The organism is Sphingobium baderi (assembly GCF_001456115.1).
Lineage (GTDB): Bacteria > Pseudomonadota > Alphaproteobacteria > Sphingomonadales > Sphingomonadaceae > Sphingobium > Sphingobium baderi_A.
This window is the reverse complement of record NZ_CP013264.1, coordinates 2296903-2313497: the sequence shown is the minus strand read 5'-3', so window position 1 is coordinate 2313497 and position 16595 is coordinate 2296903. Positions and strand designations below refer to the sequence as shown.

Below are 16595 nucleotides of genomic sequence, written 5' to 3'. Positions count from 1 at the left end.
ACGATGTAGACGGGAAAGGGCACGATATTGGGCCGACTTCGCCTTGCGCCGCCATCAGGGCCAGCGTGGTGGACTTGATACCGGCGGCGAGACTGAGGACGCGCAGGCGGATGTCAGCCAACTACGCGGGGGCGGGAACGAAGCCCGGAAAGGCGAGCGCGTTCATCACGCCGCCTCCCTCTCATCGTCGTTCTGGTCGATGCCGCCGGAATCCGGCAGGAAGCTGAGAAGCCAGTCGGCCGCCTTGCTGGCCTGGGAGGCGGCTCGGACGATGGCGCGATTGTCCTCGCGCAGGACGTCCAGCCAGGAGCCGATATAGTCGGCATGGCGGACGGTTGGAGCGATACCGAACGAGGCACAGCAGAAGGCCGCGTTGATCTCGGCGATCAGCTCCTCGAAGGCGTATTTCTTGGTGCCGAAGGAGCCGGAAAAATCACGGCCGAGGCGCGAGGGATGGCCCGTCGCGTGGGTCTTATGCCGATATCGGCATAAGGGTCATAATGCCGTGATCCGGATTATGCCGCATCTGGTCGGCAGCGCGCGGTTGGCAGTATGATCGCGCCAATCCCATTCGGCATAATCTTCGTCGCTCCAACAACATGGAGCACGACGATCATGCCTGAATATTTGCAGACCAGCATCGAGCCTTATCTGGACTCGTTCGCCGAGAGTTTTGCGGCGGAGAACTACACGCCCGCCACGATCAATGCCTATCGATTGATCCTGCGGAAAGTGGGCCGCGTGATGGATGCTGAGGGTATCAGTCCTTCGGCGTTGACGCTCGATATGGCCGAGCAGGTGGGCCGCCAGGTGCCGCGCAAGCATGCGGGCACGGCATGGCCGTATAAGTTGGCCCGTCGCTTCGCGCAGCATCTGCTCGATATCGGCGTGACGCAGCCGGTGCCGTTGACCGAGGTGCAGCAGGCGCGCGCGACACTGCTGGCGGACTTCGAGACCTATCTCGTCAAACAGCGCGGCCTCAGTCCGCGGAGCATCCCCCATACGATAGGCTTCGCGCGCCGCTTCCTCGACTATCGCTTCGGCGAGACGATCATCGATCCGGGCAGCCTGCGTCCCGCTGACGTGATCGGCTTCATGGAGCATGTGCTGACCAGCGCCCGTCGCGACAAGACGGTCGCCACCCATGTCCGTATCTTCCTTCAATATCTGTTCGGCTGCGGGGCCACGGCGACCAATCTGGCGCTGAGCGTGCCGAAGACGGCGAAGGTCTGGGGAGCGCGACTGCCGCGCCACCTGTCGCCGGAAGGCGTCGAGGCGGTGCTGGCTTGCGTGCGCGACAATCCCCGACATGGCGCGCGGGACTATGCGATGCTGCTGCTCATGGCCCGGCTTGGCCTGCGCGCGGCCGAGGTCATCGCGATCCAGCTCGATGATATCGACTGGCGCTCGGGCGAGCTTACGGTGCGTGGCAAGGGCCAACTGCACGACCGCGTGCCGATCACCGTGGAGGTCGGCGACGCGCTGAGCCGCTATCTTCGCGAGGAGCGAGGACCGGCGGCTTGCCGCACGATGTTCGTCACCCATCGCGCGCCTCATCGCCCGTTCAAGGATGGGCAGATCGTCAACGCCATCCTCAAGGATGCCCTCAAGGCGACCGGCCAGAAGCCGGCGACGCCCTATGTGGGATCGCACCTTCTGCGTCATAGCCTTGCCACCCAGCTCGTGAATACGGGCGCGTCGCTCGACGAGGTGGGCGACGTGCTGCGGCACCGCTCCCGATCATCGACAATGATATATGCCCGGCTCGACATCGACGGACTGCGATCGGTCGCGCTGCCCTGGCCGGTGGCGGGAGGCGCGCAATGAGCCTCGCCTCCCAGCTCGACCGCTATCTGAGCGTTCGCCGCAGCCTCGGCTACGACCTTGGCACCAGCGAGCGCATCTTGCGTCGCTTCACCCGGTTCGCCGACCACGAGGGCGCCGCCCATATCGATACGGCGCTGTTCCTGCGCTGGCACGCCACGCTGGCCGAAGCCTGCCCATCGACGCGAGCGGCGAGGCTCAGCATCGTGCGGCTGTTCGCGCAGTGGCTGAGCAGCTTCGATCCGGGGCACGAACCGCCGCCGCGCGGCCTCTTGCCGGGAGGCTTCCAGCGGTCGCGCCCGCATATCTACACCGATGCCGAGATCGGGTCGATCATCGCAGCGGCCGAGACGCTGCCATCGATCTACGGCCTGCGCGGGCTGACCTGCTCGACGTTGTTCGGGCTGATCGCGGTCACGGGCCTGAGGATCAACGAGGCGCTCGGGCTTGATCGTGATGACCTCGATACCGATCATGGCGTGCTGCGCGTCCGGCAAGGCAAGCTCGGCAAAGAGCGGTTGTTGCCGCTCGATCCGAGCGTCGTCGCGACGTTGATCGACTATCTTGCCGAACGCGACCGGCTGCTCGGCCATCCGGCCAAGCCGCTGTTCGTCACAGACAAGGGGACGAGGCTCACTGACTGCGCGGCCCGCTACAACTTCGCGCGGGCTTGCCAGCAGATCGGGCTTCGGACTCCACAGCCATACTGCAAGCATGGCCGGGGGCCGCGCATCCACGACCTTCGCCACACCTTCGCGGTGAAGACGATGATCGGTTGGTATCGCACAGGCAAAGACCCGGCGCGCGAGATGATCCGGCTGACGACCTATCTGGGCCATAGCGATCCCTCCAACACATACTGGTATCTGGAAGCGGTCCCGGAACTGCTCGATCTGGCGATGGCGCGAGCAACGGCCGATGGCCGGGAGGCAGTCCAATGAGCGCGGTTGCCTTGCCTGCGCTGATCCAGCGCTTCTTCACCGACCGGCTGTGCGTCCAGATGGAGGCGAGCCGTCATACGGTCGCAGGCTATCGCGACACGTTCCGGCTGTTGCTCCGGTATGCGAGCGCCCACCACGGCAAGCCGCCGGTCAGGCTCACGGTCGAGGATATCGACGCCGATCTGGTCGCCGACTTCCTCGTCCATACCGAGACGGCGCGTGGCAACAGCGCGCGCAGCCGCAACACCCGGCTCGCCGCGATCCGCTCGTTCTTCCGCTACGTGGCGATGAGCGATCCGACCTGGCTGCTGCACTGCCAGCGCATCCTCGCGATGCCCAACAAACGCTATGTGAAGCGCACGGTGACGTTCCTCGACGCCGACGAGATCGCGGCGTTGCTGGCAGCGCCGGACCGCACGACATGGGCAGGGCGGCGCGATCATGCGCTGCTGCTGCTCGCGGTCCAGACGGGCCTTCGGGCATCCGAACTGGTTGGCCTCACGCGCGGGGATGTCGTGCTCGGAAGTGGCGCACACATCCGTTGCATGGGCAAGGGCCGGAAGGAGCGCGCCACACCGCTTCGTCGCGAGACTGCCAAGCTGCTGGCGGCGTGGATCGGCAACGACAAGGACGAGAGCAGACCGCTGTTCCCGTCGATCCGGGGCGAACGGCTGAGCCGCGACGCACTCGAACATCTGGTCCGCAAGCACTGCCTCACGGCATCGCGCGCGTGTCCGAGCATCGGCGCCAAGCGGGTCACGCCGCATACGCTGCGCCACAGCACGGCGATGGACTTGCTTCACCACGGCGTCGATCCTGCGGTGATCGCGCTCTGGCTTGGTCACGAGAACGTCGAGACAACCCAGATCTACATCCACGCCGACATGCGGATGAAGGAGAAGGCGCTCGCTCGCGTCGCGGCTCCGCCCACCCCGTCAGGCCGGTTCCGGCCCGACGATCAACTCCTCGCGTTCTTGGAAGGGCTCTGATTATGCCGAACAGACGCATGGCCGATGCCCGGAAATCCAGCTTCCAGCGGAACCCATGCGGCATAATCCGGATCACGGCATTATGTCCGAGCTCGTGCAGGGCCGTACGGTGCCAGTTGATCGGCTCGAAATACGCCTGCGGCGGCGGAACGACGACATAGTCATGCGTCGGGACATAGAACGCGCGGTTTCCGCCGATGCGGAAATCGATGCCGGTCGCCCGGATCAGGGCCTCGACGCGCGGCTCAATCAGGCCCAGTTCGGGCGGCGGTGCGACGGCGGCGACTTCCTCGGGCAGGCCATCGCATTGAGCAGCGTTGAAGACCGTGAAGCGCTTCAGGAACGGAATCGCCTGAGCGTCCCCGCCAGCCTCACGGGCGCGGCGCTTTTCGTCCTCGGGGGTGAAACGGTCGACATAGACGACGGTTGTGCCGCGCTCGCCCTTCCTGACATTGCCGCCGAGGGAAAGCGCCTGGCGGAAGGTGAGCCAGCTCTGGCCGGGGAAACCATGCTCGATGACGGCGCCCCAGAGAATGAGGACATTGATCCCCGAATAGCGCCGGCCTGTGGCGGCGTTCTGCGGCATGGCAAGCGGCGCCTTGACCGCGGCCGAGCCCCAGGGCTGAACCCAGGGGAAGCGGCCGGCCTCCAGTTCGTCGATGATCTTGTTTGTGATATCGTCGTAAAGGCTCGCCCGATCCGAGCCGGCGCGCGCGCTGCGATCCTGTCTGGACATCGCGGTTCTCCGCGACGGGCGCCGGAGACCTCTTCTCCAGCCCTCAACCCGTCACGGCAAACCCGGTCCGCACTCTCACTCTGAAGGGGGCGTTGCGGGGTCTCCCCGCAGAAGGGGTGCGCCGGCAACGCAGTGCCGGCCAGGGGGAAGGCTTTCCCCCGTTAAAACCTGCTTCTGCGGAAGAACTAACCGCCCCACACGTCAAAACGGCCACCGCCAGCCTCCGTACAAACCGCACGGCGAGAACGGCGTCGGCCTAATCCGTCGCACAGCCCTTCGCGGGTGCCTCCTGAGGATTGGGAGGTTCCTCGAACCTGATCAAGCCGAGATCCATAAGAATCTGGCGTCCGACGAAAAGCAGCTTCACTTCGTCGGGATTGAGGGTGTCCCCGGTCACGCTGTTCTCCACCTCGCCGGCCAGTTGGGCCATCATGAGGATGTAACTGACGTGAAGCGCATAAAAGTTGAGGGTGATTTCATGGTGGTAGATCGGTAGCAGCGAAGGACCGTCGTGCTCACCGATCGCCATAATAACGAAGTTTTTGAGCAGATTCGCGTGCGAGACATGGGCACCACCGCTGAGGTCGCCGTAGGTCCGCCCCATGTCACGAAGAACACCGATGGTCGCATGCGGCGTCTTTCCGTCCTTGCGCCGACCTACGGTGAATTCTTCGACAGCCGCGATGATTTCGTGCTGCTGGCGCAGCAGCGTTGCGGCCTGAGGATAGAACCCTTCAACGATTGCCGTTTCACAGAGGTCGATCCCTTGGACAAAATGGGCGATCAGCGCTGCCTGACCCTGTACGTCCTCACGATCGGCGGGAATTGGCTTTCCGGCTATTCGTGAGAGGAAGTTGACCAGAGCGTTGACCGCAGATGCGTGCGCTTGTGTAATCAGCCCCCATTCTTTTGAGTTTTTGAAGGCAGCGCGGTTTTGCTCTCGGCGCTTCATTTGTAACCCGCCATGTATCGCTACGGGGCCAAGCGTCTTTTCGCCGATTCCCTGCATCCGGCTCATCCAGTCTTCTCCGATGTCCCAATCACCCATTTCTTTGTTGGTCCTCACTGCCCTGTTGTCTCAGAGATGACTATTCAGTTGGAACGAGATTTCCCACTGGCGCTAACCTTTACTGAAAATCCCGCGTCTTCACCTTGATCGTATCGATGTGCAGGTCGGGTATGTAGATGTCGCGCGGTCGAACCGTTTTCGGCGGCTGACCGCGAGGGTCCGGGGTTGGCGAACCATGGTGGAATTCGTCGCCGCGCCCATGCGTCAATGGAAAGGCCGTGTCGCGCTCGCCAACGCTGGCCAACTCGGCGGAGAGATCGGTCAGCCTCTGGGCGACAAGATGGACCACTTCCCCCTCCCGCTGAACGCGCCCGCGCACCGCGATCATGCCGGCCGACAGAATGGTGCGGCGGTTCTGCTCGAAGACCTTGGGCCAGACCACGAGGTTGGCGATCCCGCTCTCATCTTCGAGCGTGATGAACATGACGCCCTTGGCACTGCCGGGACGTTGCCGCACCAGCACGATGCCGGCCGCCTCCAGCCATCGGCCGTCCTTTGCGTCCATCGCCTCCTGGCAGGAGACCACACGACGACGGCGCAGCTCCTGGCGCAGAAACGAGACCGGGTGGTCCCGCAGCGACAGGCTGACATGCCGATAGTCTTCGACGACTTCACCGCCCGCCGTCATCGGGCGCAGGATAACGGCCGGCTCGGCGACCTCAGGCACGATTTCCGCCTCGCGGGCCGACGCGCCAGCGAAGAGCGGAAGCGGCTCGTCGCGCAAAGCCTTGATCGCCCATAGCGCCTCACGGCGCGTAAGACCGAAGGGCGGGCGAAACCCGTCGGCTTCGGCGATCTGCGTGAGCGCCGTAACGGGCACGCCGGCACGGCGCCAGAGATCGTCCACTGAGCCGAAGGGCTGGTCCGCCCTGGCCGTGACGATCGACGCGCCGTGGGCGTTGGCGAGCCCCTTGACCATGCGCAGACCAAGGCGAACGGCGAACCGCTCATCGCTGCCGGTGGGCTCGAGCGTGCAGTCCCATCGGGAGGCGTTGGCGCAGACGGGGCGGATCTCGACGCCGTGATCGCGCGCGTCGCGGACGATCTGGGCCGGCGCGTAGAAGCCCATGGGCTGGCTGTTCAGCAGCGCGGCGCAGAAGATTTCCGGGTGCCAGCATTTGAGCCAGGCCGAGGCATAGGCGATCAGCGCAAAAGAGGCTGCGTGACTTTCCGGGAATCCGTAACTGCCGAAGCCCTCAAGCTGCTTGAAGGTCTGCTCGGCAAACGCCTGCTCGTAGCCGTTGGCGACCATGCCGGCGATCAGCTTGTCACGGAAGCGCGAGACGCCGCCGGTGAACTTGAAGGTGGCCATCGACTTGCGGAGCATGTCGGCCTCGCCGGGGGTGAAGCCGGCGCATTCGATGGCGACACGCATCGCCTGTTCCTGAAAGAGCGGCACGCCGAGCGTCTTGCCGAGCACTTTCTCCAGCTCAGGCTTCGGATAGTGGACGGGCTCGAGGCCCTCCCGGCGGCGAAGATAGGGATGCACCATGTCGCCCTGGATCGGACCGGGCCTGACGATCGCGACCTGGACGACGAGGTCATAATAGGTGCGCGGCTTCAGGCGCGGCAGCATCGACATTTGTGCGCGGCTCTCGATCTGGAAGGTGCCAAGCGTGTCCGCCTTGCGGATCATCGCGTAAGTGCGCGGGTCCTCGGCCGGGATGGAGGCAAGGTCGAGATGGACGCCCTTGTGCTCAGCCAGGAGGTCCAGCCCTTTCTTCATGCAGGTCAGCATCCCGAGCGCCAGGACGTCGACCTTCATGAACTTGAGGGCGTCGATATCGTCCTTGTCCCATTCGATGACCTGCCGGTCCTTCATCGCAGCCGGTTCGATCGGCACGAGGTCGTCGAGCCTGTCATGGGTCAGCACGAAACCGCCAGGATGCTGGCTAAGATGGCGCGGCGCGCCTATGAGCTGCCGGGCGAGGTCGAGCGTCAGGCGAAGCCTGCGATCGGCTAGGTTGAGGTTCAGCTCCTCGACGTACTTCTGTTCAACGCCTTCCTCCGACCAGGCCCAGACCTGCGACGACAGGGTGCCGATCAAATCCTCGGGGAGGCCAAGCGCCTTACCGACATCCCGCAGCGCGCCCTTGGTGCGATAGCGGATGACGGTCGAGCAGAGCGCGGCGTGGTCGCGGCCGTAGGTGTCGAACACCCACTGCATGACGATCTCGCGCCGCTCGTGTTCAAAATCGACGTCAATGTCGGGCGGCTCGCGCCGCTCCTCGCTGACGAAGCGCTCGAAGAGAAGATCGTTCCGGCCGGGATCAATCGACGTGATGCCGAGGACGTAGCACACCGCAGAGTTGGCGGCTGATCCACGGCCTTGGCAAAGGATGTCCTTCGATCGCGCGAAGCGGACGATCGAATTCACGGTCAGGAAGTACGGCGCGTAGTCGAGCTTCTCGATCAGCCGCAGCTCGTGTTGAAGCGCGGCGGTCACGCTGTCAGGCACGCCGTCCGGATAGCGCGCGGCGGCGCCTTCCCAGGTGAGCTTGGCCAGTGTCTCCTGCGGCGTAAGGGCAGGATCGTCGCGCTCCTCGGGATATTGATAGGCCAGCTCGTCGAGATTGAAACGGCAGCGGTCGGCGATCTGCAGGCCTCGGGTGAGCGCCTCGGGGTAGCGGCCGAAGAGACGGTGCATCTCCTCGGGCGGCTTGATGTAGCGGTCGGCATGACGCTCGCGGCGGTCGCCGATCGTGTCGATCGTGACGTTGTGCCGGATGCAGGTGACGACGTCCTGGAGGGTGCGGCGGGCCGGCTCGTGGAAGAGGACGTCGTTCGTTACCACGGTCGCGACCCGGATTTGGGCGGCGAGGTTGGAAAGCTCGTGAAGACGGAGCTGATCGTTGGGGCGGCGACGCAGCGTCAAAGCCAAGTAAGCCCGATCGCCGAACGCATCGCGCAAGCGGCGCAGCCGAAGGCCGCATTCCTCGTCCGCGAGCTCCGGCACGAGCACGGCGATCAAGCCTTCGCCGTAGGCGACGAGGTCCTGCCATTCGAGCACGCACTTCGCCTTTCCGCCGCGCCGCTTGCCGAGCGACAGCAGCCGGCAGAGACGGGAATAAGCGGGTCGGTCGGTTGGATAGACCAGCACCGACATGCCGTCGGTGAGGTCGAGACGGCAGCCGACAATTAGGCGAACCCCGGTTGTCTTCGCCGCTTCATGAGCCCGGACGATGCCGGCGAGCGAATTCCGGTCCACCACGGCCAGCGCTTCGATCCCGGCGAGCGCGGCTTGGGCGAACAGCTCCTCGCAAGATGAGGCCCCCCGGAGAAAGCTGAAATGCGAGGTGACCTGAAGTTCGACGTAGCGGGGCTCGCTCATCCGAAGACCCCGTGAATGAACCAGCGGTGCGAGCCTGTGGCGACATCTTCGCCATCGCCGGCGCGGAACAGCCAGTAGCGTTCGCCGGCATCGTCCTCGACCCGGAAATAGTCGCGGACGGCAACCAGCTCGGCATCGCGCTTCCACCATTCGCCGAACACGCGCTCCGGCCCGTCGCCACGCCGAAGGCGGCGGCGGATGCCGCGCCAGGTGAACGACACCGGCGGATGGTCGGGAAGCAACGCCACGGTCTCGACCGGCTCAGGGGCCGGCAGAAGCCGGGAGGGCCGCGGCCAATGGCCGGGCCAGCCCGCTCCCGTGTCGGCCGCCATCGCCGGGATACGACAGACAGACCGCTCCGGAACATCGCTGGCGACCGGTGCAAGCCGATAGAGGGCACGCTCGCCCACGCGGTTCATCAAGGTATCAATGAGATCGGAGACGTCCGGGGTGCTCTCCTCGACCAGCGAGCTGACGATCTGCTTGCGCTCAAGCGGCTCAGCGACGCTTGCGGCGAGGGTCATCACCTCGATGCCGAAGCCGGGCGAGATGGTCTCGATCTTGTCGCACAGGAGGCGCGTCAGCCGCTTCGCATCGCGGACCGGCGTGGCCATGCCGACCCGCACGGCCTGGGCCCGGCTATCGACGCGGTGGCAGATGAGATCGAGCCTGCGTGCGCCGAGGCCGCCTTCCTCCAGACGTTCGCAGAGCTGGGTGACAAGCTTGCCGATGTAACGGGCGATGGTCTCGGCCGCGCCGATCGGCTCGGCGAAGGCCCGGCGCACCTCGATGAGATCGGCCGGACGGACCGGCTCGATGAGTTCGGCCGCAATGCCCAAGGCCTGGTCCAAGCGTCGGCCGAGTTCGGGGCCGAAGCGAAGGGTGAGCGGCGCGCGCGGCTGCGCCAGAAGGTCGCCGACCGTTCGGAAGCCGAGCGTGCGAAGCGCCGCGATGGTGGGAGATGGAATGCGCAACGCCTCTAGCGGCAAACGCTCCAAGATGGGCGAGCCGTGGCCCTCGGGCGCGATGACAGCCGGCTGCGCTGAAAATCGGGCCAGCGCATGGGCTGCTCCCCAGGTGTCGGCTATCGCGACTCTCGCGGAGATCCCGGACATGGCGAGGCGCCCGATCAAGCCGTCCAGCATGACAGTCTCCCCGCCGTGGAGATGATCCGCGCCTGTCGAGTCAATGATGAGGCCGTCGGGCGGATCGGGGGCGACGATTGGCGCATACCGGAGAAGCCATACCGCGAGACGCTCAAGCGCCTCGGCGTCGGCAGCGGGATCGGCATCCTGCACGAGGAGACCCGGCACCAGGACTTGCGCCTTAGTGACGGGCATGCCGGCGTGCAGGCCGGCGGCCTGGGCCGCAGCATTCGCCGCCAGCACCACCCGCCTGTTCCCGTCGCGGCCAATCAGGACGAGCGGCGCCTCAGCCGGAGGCGCCGCGTCGCCAGCCTTCCGCCGAAGCCGGTCCGTGGACCAGTTCGGCAGGAAGAGCGAGACGACCCGTGTCATCGCACGCCTCCAACTCGAAATCGGCACTTTCGCCCGCTCGCGCGCGGATGAGTTCAACCAGCCAGCGGGCGCGGCCTACGCCGGGAACAGGCAGCGGCGTCGAGGGCAGCGCGGACACACGCCAGCGCGTCATCGCCGCGGTCGGCTGGCCAAAATCCGTTGCCTCTGTCTGTCGCCGCCAGCGCCGCAGGGCGATCCCGAGCGAGCCCGTACCTTCGGCCGCCAGTTGCAGCCGCCGCGACGCTGTCATGGAAAGACGGGCGACCTCGCCGATCACGGCTCCGAGGCCGCCGTGGCGCAGTCCTTCCTCCATGCAGGCGAGCACAGTCTTATCGTCGCCGGCTTCGAGATAGATCACGCGGTCGCTTGCGAGGCCTGCTTGAGCGATGGCCGGAGCGAACAGGTCCGCGCGCGTGATGCACCAGAGGATCTTGCCCTTGGTGCGGGCGGCGAGGCCCGCGCTGAACGAGGCGGCTGCCGCCCCGTCGACCGCGCCGTTACCGCCGCCGGCTATCTCATGCAGGGCGCCGAGCGCGAGACCACCGCCAGGGAGTCGTGAATCCACCTCGGTGATCCCGAAGGGGAGTACCGATTTGGCGCGCCGGCTTCGGCCTTGGATCTTCTCGATCTGCGCGCGCAAGGACTCTATGGCGGGCTCTGGCCGCAAGCTTCCTGTTGACCTCCGGGAGCAGGTTCTGCATCATGTTCTCTATTTGTTCTTACGTCCCGTCTTCCGAGTCAAGCGGCTTTCTGCCGTGGAGGGCGGCTACGACACCTTTTCGCGAAGCCATGACGATAGGCCCGCGTCGAGAATCATACGGGAGAGCTTCTGCGGTCCGAGAAGAACGACGCCGGCAGGAGCATCGTCTTCCGGGATATCTCCGGTGTGCCAGACAAAAAACATACGGTCGTATGCGTCAGCTTGGCTGAGCCGCGCCGCGTAATCACGCAGCCCGCTCGGGGAAGCTTGAGATTTGACTTGAACGAACGCTCGCTCTGCGGTGCTCGGGAGGATGAGTTCGAGGTCCACGGTCTTCTGCGTGCGACCGACTTGGCTCAAGCGTCGCCAACCGCTGGTCGAGAAGACAAGATCGACAAGAAGCTCGAAGTCCTGCCATGTGAGCAGACGCATGAGGCCAACGATCGCAGCTAGCAGCACCCGCTCGGCTTCCTCGGCAGCCGCTACCTCAGGAGCAAGCTCGTCGTTCAGTCTGCGCAATACATAGTCGCTGGCGCGAACATCGCAGATAGTCCCTCGAAACATCTGGACCTTGAGCAGTCTACCTGAGAGCCGATCTGCTGAAAGGACGGTGCCGCCGGCGCTGGTGCTGTGCCATCCGTCTAGTGTGGTGCGGCGATGGCTACGGTCTTCCAATAACTCGACCTCGCCGCCGGGACGGCACCAATAAAGCAAGCCTCCAACGAAGGTGATGAAGATCGACCGGTCGTCGGCTTCATAGAAAGCCCGAATTTGATTGACGTCACGAGTGGCGGCGCCAGCGTCACCACGAATAGCTTTCATCGCTTCCCATACACCCTGCCATTCACCTTTGGAGCAGAGTTCGTGAGGCGCTTCCCGATAGCCAAACCGTATGACGCTGTCGCGCAGACTTTCGGCCTCCCAGTCTCCGCCTCGCCCGAGCTTGATGTAGTAGATTTTCGAGGCTGTGATCGGATGGGATTTGGCCGCCATCAGGTTAGGACCCGTTGACAAGACGTCTACGCGGGGATGCGCAGCGCCCCGGATGGAAGCAAGAGACAATGTCCTGCTGCGGCTTCAAAAGGTGAGTGCCTTCTTGACCGCGGCACGCTCGTCTTCCGCATGTTGAGCGTGCAGCTTGCCAGCTTTCCAGCTCCACACCGTAAAGCCTATCCCGCTCAGCTTGGTGATTTGGCCGGAAGGAGACACTTGGGCTTCTCCTTCCGACACTAGGCGAAGTACGACTTTGGCTGGTTCGCCCAAAGTGTCTATTTCAAACAGCTTGCCTAGCGTCGCATCCGTGAGGAGGTGATCGCCCTTCGTGTCAATGGCGACCACGGTTTTGTCGACCCACACCAAGAAGTCGGGCCAGTACGTTGAGGCCGACGCGAGATCTAACAGTGGCAAATAAAAGCCGCTGTTACGCGGATTGCGTGCCCACACTCGCTGCGACTTATCAAGCGCGCGCGCGAAGCGAAGTTCGAGGGGATTTAAGCCAGAATAGCGGCGATGCAGGGATTTGGAGAATTCTACGGCATCTGCTTCGTCAACAAGGACTGGTCCCACCGAGTACGGGGCGTCAAAGTCATTCTGAAAAATGCGTGAGTTCGATATGTAGCAATCGACAACATCTCTCGCGATTGACCGAATATGGTCGGCTGCCGGGCTTGTGAGCTCGACAAGAGCGTCGAACTTTGGAAGCTCGATATCGACGAGATTGATCGGTCCACCGGCTCTCCTAAGGGCACCGGAATAAAGGCGCTGAAGCTCGCGCCGAAAAATCGCACGCGCCGTCACGCGATTGCTGTGTTCGACTTCGACCCAGTCATAGGTGGCTTCATTGCCGGTCCCGATCTCTTGCAGAACCAGCATGCGACTACCTTGGCCGATGGTGTTCTCACCACCAGATGAAAAGTTCATCATTTTCGAGATAATCGCCGCGATAGGATCCTTTGCATTTGCCGACAGAATGCCAACAGTCGGCACTGTGCGCGGCGGCTCCGGCATGAGCTTTTCAAGGATGCGACCTCGCCCATCCTTCTTTATGCTTAGGCTGATGGCGGGATGCTCATTGAGCAGTTGCGTTCGAACATCATCCAATATCTCGTCAAAAACGCCCCGCTCATCGGAGCGAATGTAGAAATGCGCGGTATTGAGAATGGGGTTCTGATAGTGCTCGGCTCCGGGTTGGCGCAGGACGCGACCGATCACCTGAGTGATCTGCCGTGCTGAGGCCATCTCCTTGTCAATATAAGCGAAGCCGCATGTGGGATCATCCCAACCTTCTTGCAGGCCGAGGTTGAAGATGACGTGCTCGAAGTTGCCTTCTAGGAAGGTGGTATAGTCGTTGTCTCCGCCAGAAAGCAGACGAAGTGACGGCGGCGGTGGAAAGCCTGGCCCAAACTTCAGTTGGCTGTAGATAACGATCTTAGACGGATCAATCCCGGCATTTTCTACGAGGTGGCGCCAAATAAGGATCGGTCGAGCCTGACGATCTGCGAAGGGGCGCTTGACGTCCTCGCTTATAGGGACGCCGTCGACCGTATTTGTGCTGCAGACGTAGATTGCCTTCGGCCTGAAGGGGACGGGAAGGGAGGCGGACGCCTCTTGAGCATCTCCCATGTCAGCCAGCATTGCGTCGATAGCCGTTTCCATCGGAGTGACGTAACCGCCAATCGCGATGCGCTCCTTAACCAACCCGGCATCAACAACGGCGCGGCTTGAAACGGCGGTAGTAAAGCGCTGCTCATTCCAGCCGCGATCATTGCGAAGGCGGGCAATCGTATTTTCAAGCTGGCCAGGTAGCGCCATAGTCGCGCTTGCTGAGATCAGCGCGTCCGGCGAAAGCTCGAGGAGCCGTCTAGTTTGGAGATCCGAGAGGTTGTGACCTTCGTCGTAGACTACAATTAGCGGACGGCGCAGCCCGCCGTGTGTCCGTCGCTTCGCTATGAGGGACCAGAGCGATTCAGAGGCCAAGTCGAGTTGTGCCTGGTAAACGCGCCGGTCTCCTCCCTGACTGTCTTCAACCGCAAATTTGCCGACCGTCGCCACCAACAGAAGCGGCACTGAGTCATCTTCGAGGTCGCTCGGAGCCACCTGTAGAAGCGGCTTCACGTTGAACCCCGGCAGATTGTCAGCGTACTTCCCCGAGGAAAGGTTTGCGTACGCCTGTGAAACGACGATCCGGCCTTTAGATATCCAGAGAACGACGGGCTGGATCGGAAGCCGATCGCGAATCTGCGCGATGGCCTCAGCCAAGATCAGGGTCTTTCCGCTACCGGTGATCGACACCAACGTCTGAAGGAATGGAACCGTCGTTTGACGATCTACCATCAAAGGATTTGCGGCGTACTCGGCAAACCGTTCGGCTATCTGGCTAGACGCCTCTTGCTGAAAACTGAAGGCGTCCATCACATTTCCTGCTCAGACGAGTTGTACTCATCATTCTCATCCAAACCGAGGTGCGCGAGGATGCGGTCCGGTATCTTCCAGAAGCGCACGTTAGGTGACTGAAATGTCTCGTACCTTGCATAAACGTGGTACGGAGGCTTCACACCCGCTCGCTTCCCCTCCGTCACGACGGTCTTGTAGGTATTGAGGTCGAGAGAGCCGACCGGACCCCCGTTGTCCCAAATCAAAAAATAGCCCTCACCCGCATCGTCGGTCCCGATGAGGTACTGGTAGCCCGCACCATCAAAGAAGCTCAAGCTCGGAGCGCTTCTGCGCTGCGTTTCCCAGTGGGACGTAAGCACAATGTCGATCAACTCGCTTCGCTGCATCGATAGAACCGTACGCGCGTCGATCGTCTTCGTTAGCAGCCTATATTCGAAGCCGCCGCCGAGCGGTTCTGCTCGGCTTCCATCTGGCCGTTCGCCGGTTATGGCATTGTGCAAGCGCTTCCATGTAAGAGTGCGAGCGTACTTATCGCCGTTTTCGGGGGCACCTTGCTCAATCAAGATGAACCGTCGGTCCGCTTCCTGCTCCTGGTTGAGCTCTAGCACTGCATGTGCCGTCGAACCGGAGCCGGCGTACGGGTCCATTACGAGACCGGCGGGCGGACACCAGATCTGAATGATCTTCTTTAGCAAGCGCAGTGGCTTGACTGTATCGAAGCCGTGATCCTTCCCAACCACAGCGTCGAGTTCACGTTTTGCCAGGTCTGTATGGCCGGACTCGCCGTGGGCCCAAGCCACTGACCCGATCTCGAAGGGGTCATCGTACTGCTCTTCGTCCCAGAAGGTCGTGGGGACTTTGCCCTCCTTGATCCGATGAAGATGATTCTTTAGCCGAGGCCGGCCGTATCCGGGCCGGCGAGCCTTATCGTCGCGGAAGTATAGCTGGGGCCAATTCCCCGCTTCTCGGCGCCGTTGGGCTTGAATCGCCGCCTTCTTAACGACTGGGTCCTTGGCGGGGTCATAGTTTTCAAGCCGCGTCCCCGCACCCTTCAGGACGAGTGCCTTTCCTCGGCCATCCCCGAGGTCTTTTTCGACGTATTCGCTACCCCACTCAGCAAGCAGCTTACGCGCCTCCGCCTTTGTGAAGTTGACCCAATGTGCGCGTGCCTCGGGCAATTGCCCATCGAATCTGTATTCGCCGTTGGGATAGTGAAGATATCCGGTGACCGGAGACTGAATTGCGTAGGCGGTCTTGTCACGATGCTGCCGCGCCGTCGGATCGCTGGGAATCCAATCGCCGTCAGGGTCATCGTCCAGATTGCGGACCACCCCACGATCCAAGTCGATGCGGCCAGTTTTTGCCCGTGTGCGATCTTTGGCATAAACGAGGACGTACTCGGTAGTCTTCGAGATCGTCTTAGCGTCGTTCTTGGGAGAGTACGCCTTCTGCCAATTAATAATTCCGAGCCTATTCTCCTCACCAAACACTTCATCCAGCATCATTCCGAGATGATATAGCTCGTTGTCGTCTATGCAGATCGCAAGAACGCCCGATGGCTTCAGCATCGCCTTCATCACCTGAAGGCGAGGCATCATTGCCTTGATCCACTTGGTATGGCGCGACCCATCTTCGCGGCCAACAAGCGTACCGAGTTCAGGATCGTTAGGATCACTATCCCAGCGATCATTGTACCGGAAATATTGTCCGGTATTATAGGGTGGGTCCGTGAGAATAAGGTCGACCTCGCCGCGATACTTATACAATGTCACCATTGCTTGAAGGTTTTCGCCTTCAATCAAAAGGTTTTTCGCTTGGTCGATCGCAGGCCCGACATGCAACCGCGGCTCGCGCCGCGTGACTCGAGGACGCACTCGGCGGTAAATTTCCAGAGCTGTGCGCTTTCCATGGAAGCTCAACGCGACGCCATGTGAAAGGAGTCCGCGCACGATTCTTTCAAGGTCATCTCTGTCCAGCTTGGCTAGTTCGCTGCCAAGAGCGTCATTCTCAATGTCCACCCATCACTCCAATCACGCATCGAGACACCACCCGACGCCAGCTGTGTTCTTATTTCGTTCTCGACTATCCGGCGACG

General features: G+C 62.6%; 10 protein-coding genes and 2 pseudogenes. 3 read left to right on the top strand and 9 right to left on the bottom strand.

Annotation, left to right across the window (positions count from 1 at the left end):
- Nucleotides 1–165: 165 nt before the first annotated feature.
- Nucleotides 166–468, bottom strand: a pseudogene (locus ATN00_RS22905) (zincin-like metallopeptidase domain-containing protein); the annotation flags it as partial.
- Between the two features lie 147 nt (nucleotides 469–615).
- Here ATN00_RS22905 and ATN00_RS11400 point away from each other — a divergent pair.
- The 3 genes and pseudogenes from ATN00_RS11400 to ATN00_RS11390 form a co-directional block, all read left to right on the top strand.
- Complete coding sequence (locus ATN00_RS11400) at nucleotides 616–1827, top strand: tyrosine-type recombinase/integrase (protein WP_062061472.1); 1212 nt, start codon at nucleotides 616–618, stop codon at nucleotides 1825–1827.
- Nucleotides 1824–2765, top strand: coding sequence for a tyrosine-type recombinase/integrase (locus ATN00_RS11395; RefSeq protein WP_062061477.1), 942 nt, complete (start codon nucleotides 1824–1826; stop codon nucleotides 2763–2765). The genes ATN00_RS11400 and ATN00_RS11395 overlap by 4 nt, the downstream gene beginning before the upstream one ends.
- A pseudogene (locus tag ATN00_RS11390) lies at nucleotides 2762–3640 on the top strand (tyrosine-type recombinase/integrase); the annotation flags it as partial. The gene ATN00_RS11395 and the pseudogene ATN00_RS11390, both read left to right, overlap by 4 nt.
- On the opposite strand, the gene ATN00_RS22900 reads toward ATN00_RS11390, so the two are convergent.
- From ATN00_RS22900 to ATN00_RS11350, 8 genes are all read right to left on the bottom strand, one after another.
- The gene (locus ATN00_RS22900; RefSeq protein ID WP_475630836.1) at nucleotides 3522–4490 is read right to left on the bottom strand and encodes an ArdC-like ssDNA-binding domain-containing protein; all 969 of its coding nucleotides are present in this window, start codon (nucleotides 4488–4490) and stop codon (nucleotides 3522–3524) included. The pseudogene ATN00_RS11390 and the gene ATN00_RS22900 overlap by 119 nt on opposite strands.
- 256 nt (nucleotides 4491–4746) lie before the next feature.
- Nucleotides 4747–5538, bottom strand: a complete 792-nt coding sequence (locus ATN00_RS11380) for a hypothetical protein (RefSeq protein WP_197413587.1) — start codon at nucleotides 5536–5538, stop codon at nucleotides 4747–4749.
- Nucleotides 5539–5617: 79 nt separating this feature from the next.
- Entirely contained in the window at nucleotides 5618–8890 is a 3273-nt protein-coding gene (locus ATN00_RS11375) for an error-prone DNA polymerase (protein WP_062064752.1), read from the bottom strand.
- Entirely contained in the window at nucleotides 8887–10407 is a 1521-nt protein-coding gene (locus ATN00_RS11370) for a Y-family DNA polymerase (RefSeq protein WP_003167763.1), read from the bottom strand. Before ATN00_RS11370 ends, ATN00_RS11375 begins: the two co-directional genes overlap by 4 nt.
- A complete protein-coding gene (locus ATN00_RS11365) occupies nucleotides 10322–11074 on the bottom strand; it encodes an ImuA family protein (protein WP_003167764.1) in 753 nt (250 codons plus the stop codon). Before ATN00_RS11365 ends, ATN00_RS11370 begins: the two co-directional genes overlap by 86 nt.
- 99 nt (nucleotides 11075–11173) lie before the next feature.
- Nucleotides 11174–12100, bottom strand: coding sequence for a hypothetical protein (locus tag ATN00_RS11360; protein WP_003167766.1), 927 nt, complete (start codon nucleotides 12098–12100; stop codon nucleotides 11174–11176).
- A gap of 84 nt (nucleotides 12101–12184) precedes the next feature.
- Nucleotides 12185–14518, bottom strand: a complete 2334-nt coding sequence (locus ATN00_RS11355) for a DEAD/DEAH box helicase family protein (RefSeq protein ID WP_003167767.1) — start codon at nucleotides 14516–14518, stop codon at nucleotides 12185–12187.
- Nucleotides 14518–16518 (bottom strand): site-specific DNA-methyltransferase, encoded by a 2001-nt coding sequence (locus tag ATN00_RS11350; protein ID WP_197413585.1) that lies wholly within the window; start codon nucleotides 16516–16518, stop codon nucleotides 14518–14520. Before ATN00_RS11350 ends, ATN00_RS11355 begins: the two co-directional genes overlap by 1 nt.
- Nucleotides 16519–16595 lie beyond the last annotated feature (77 nt).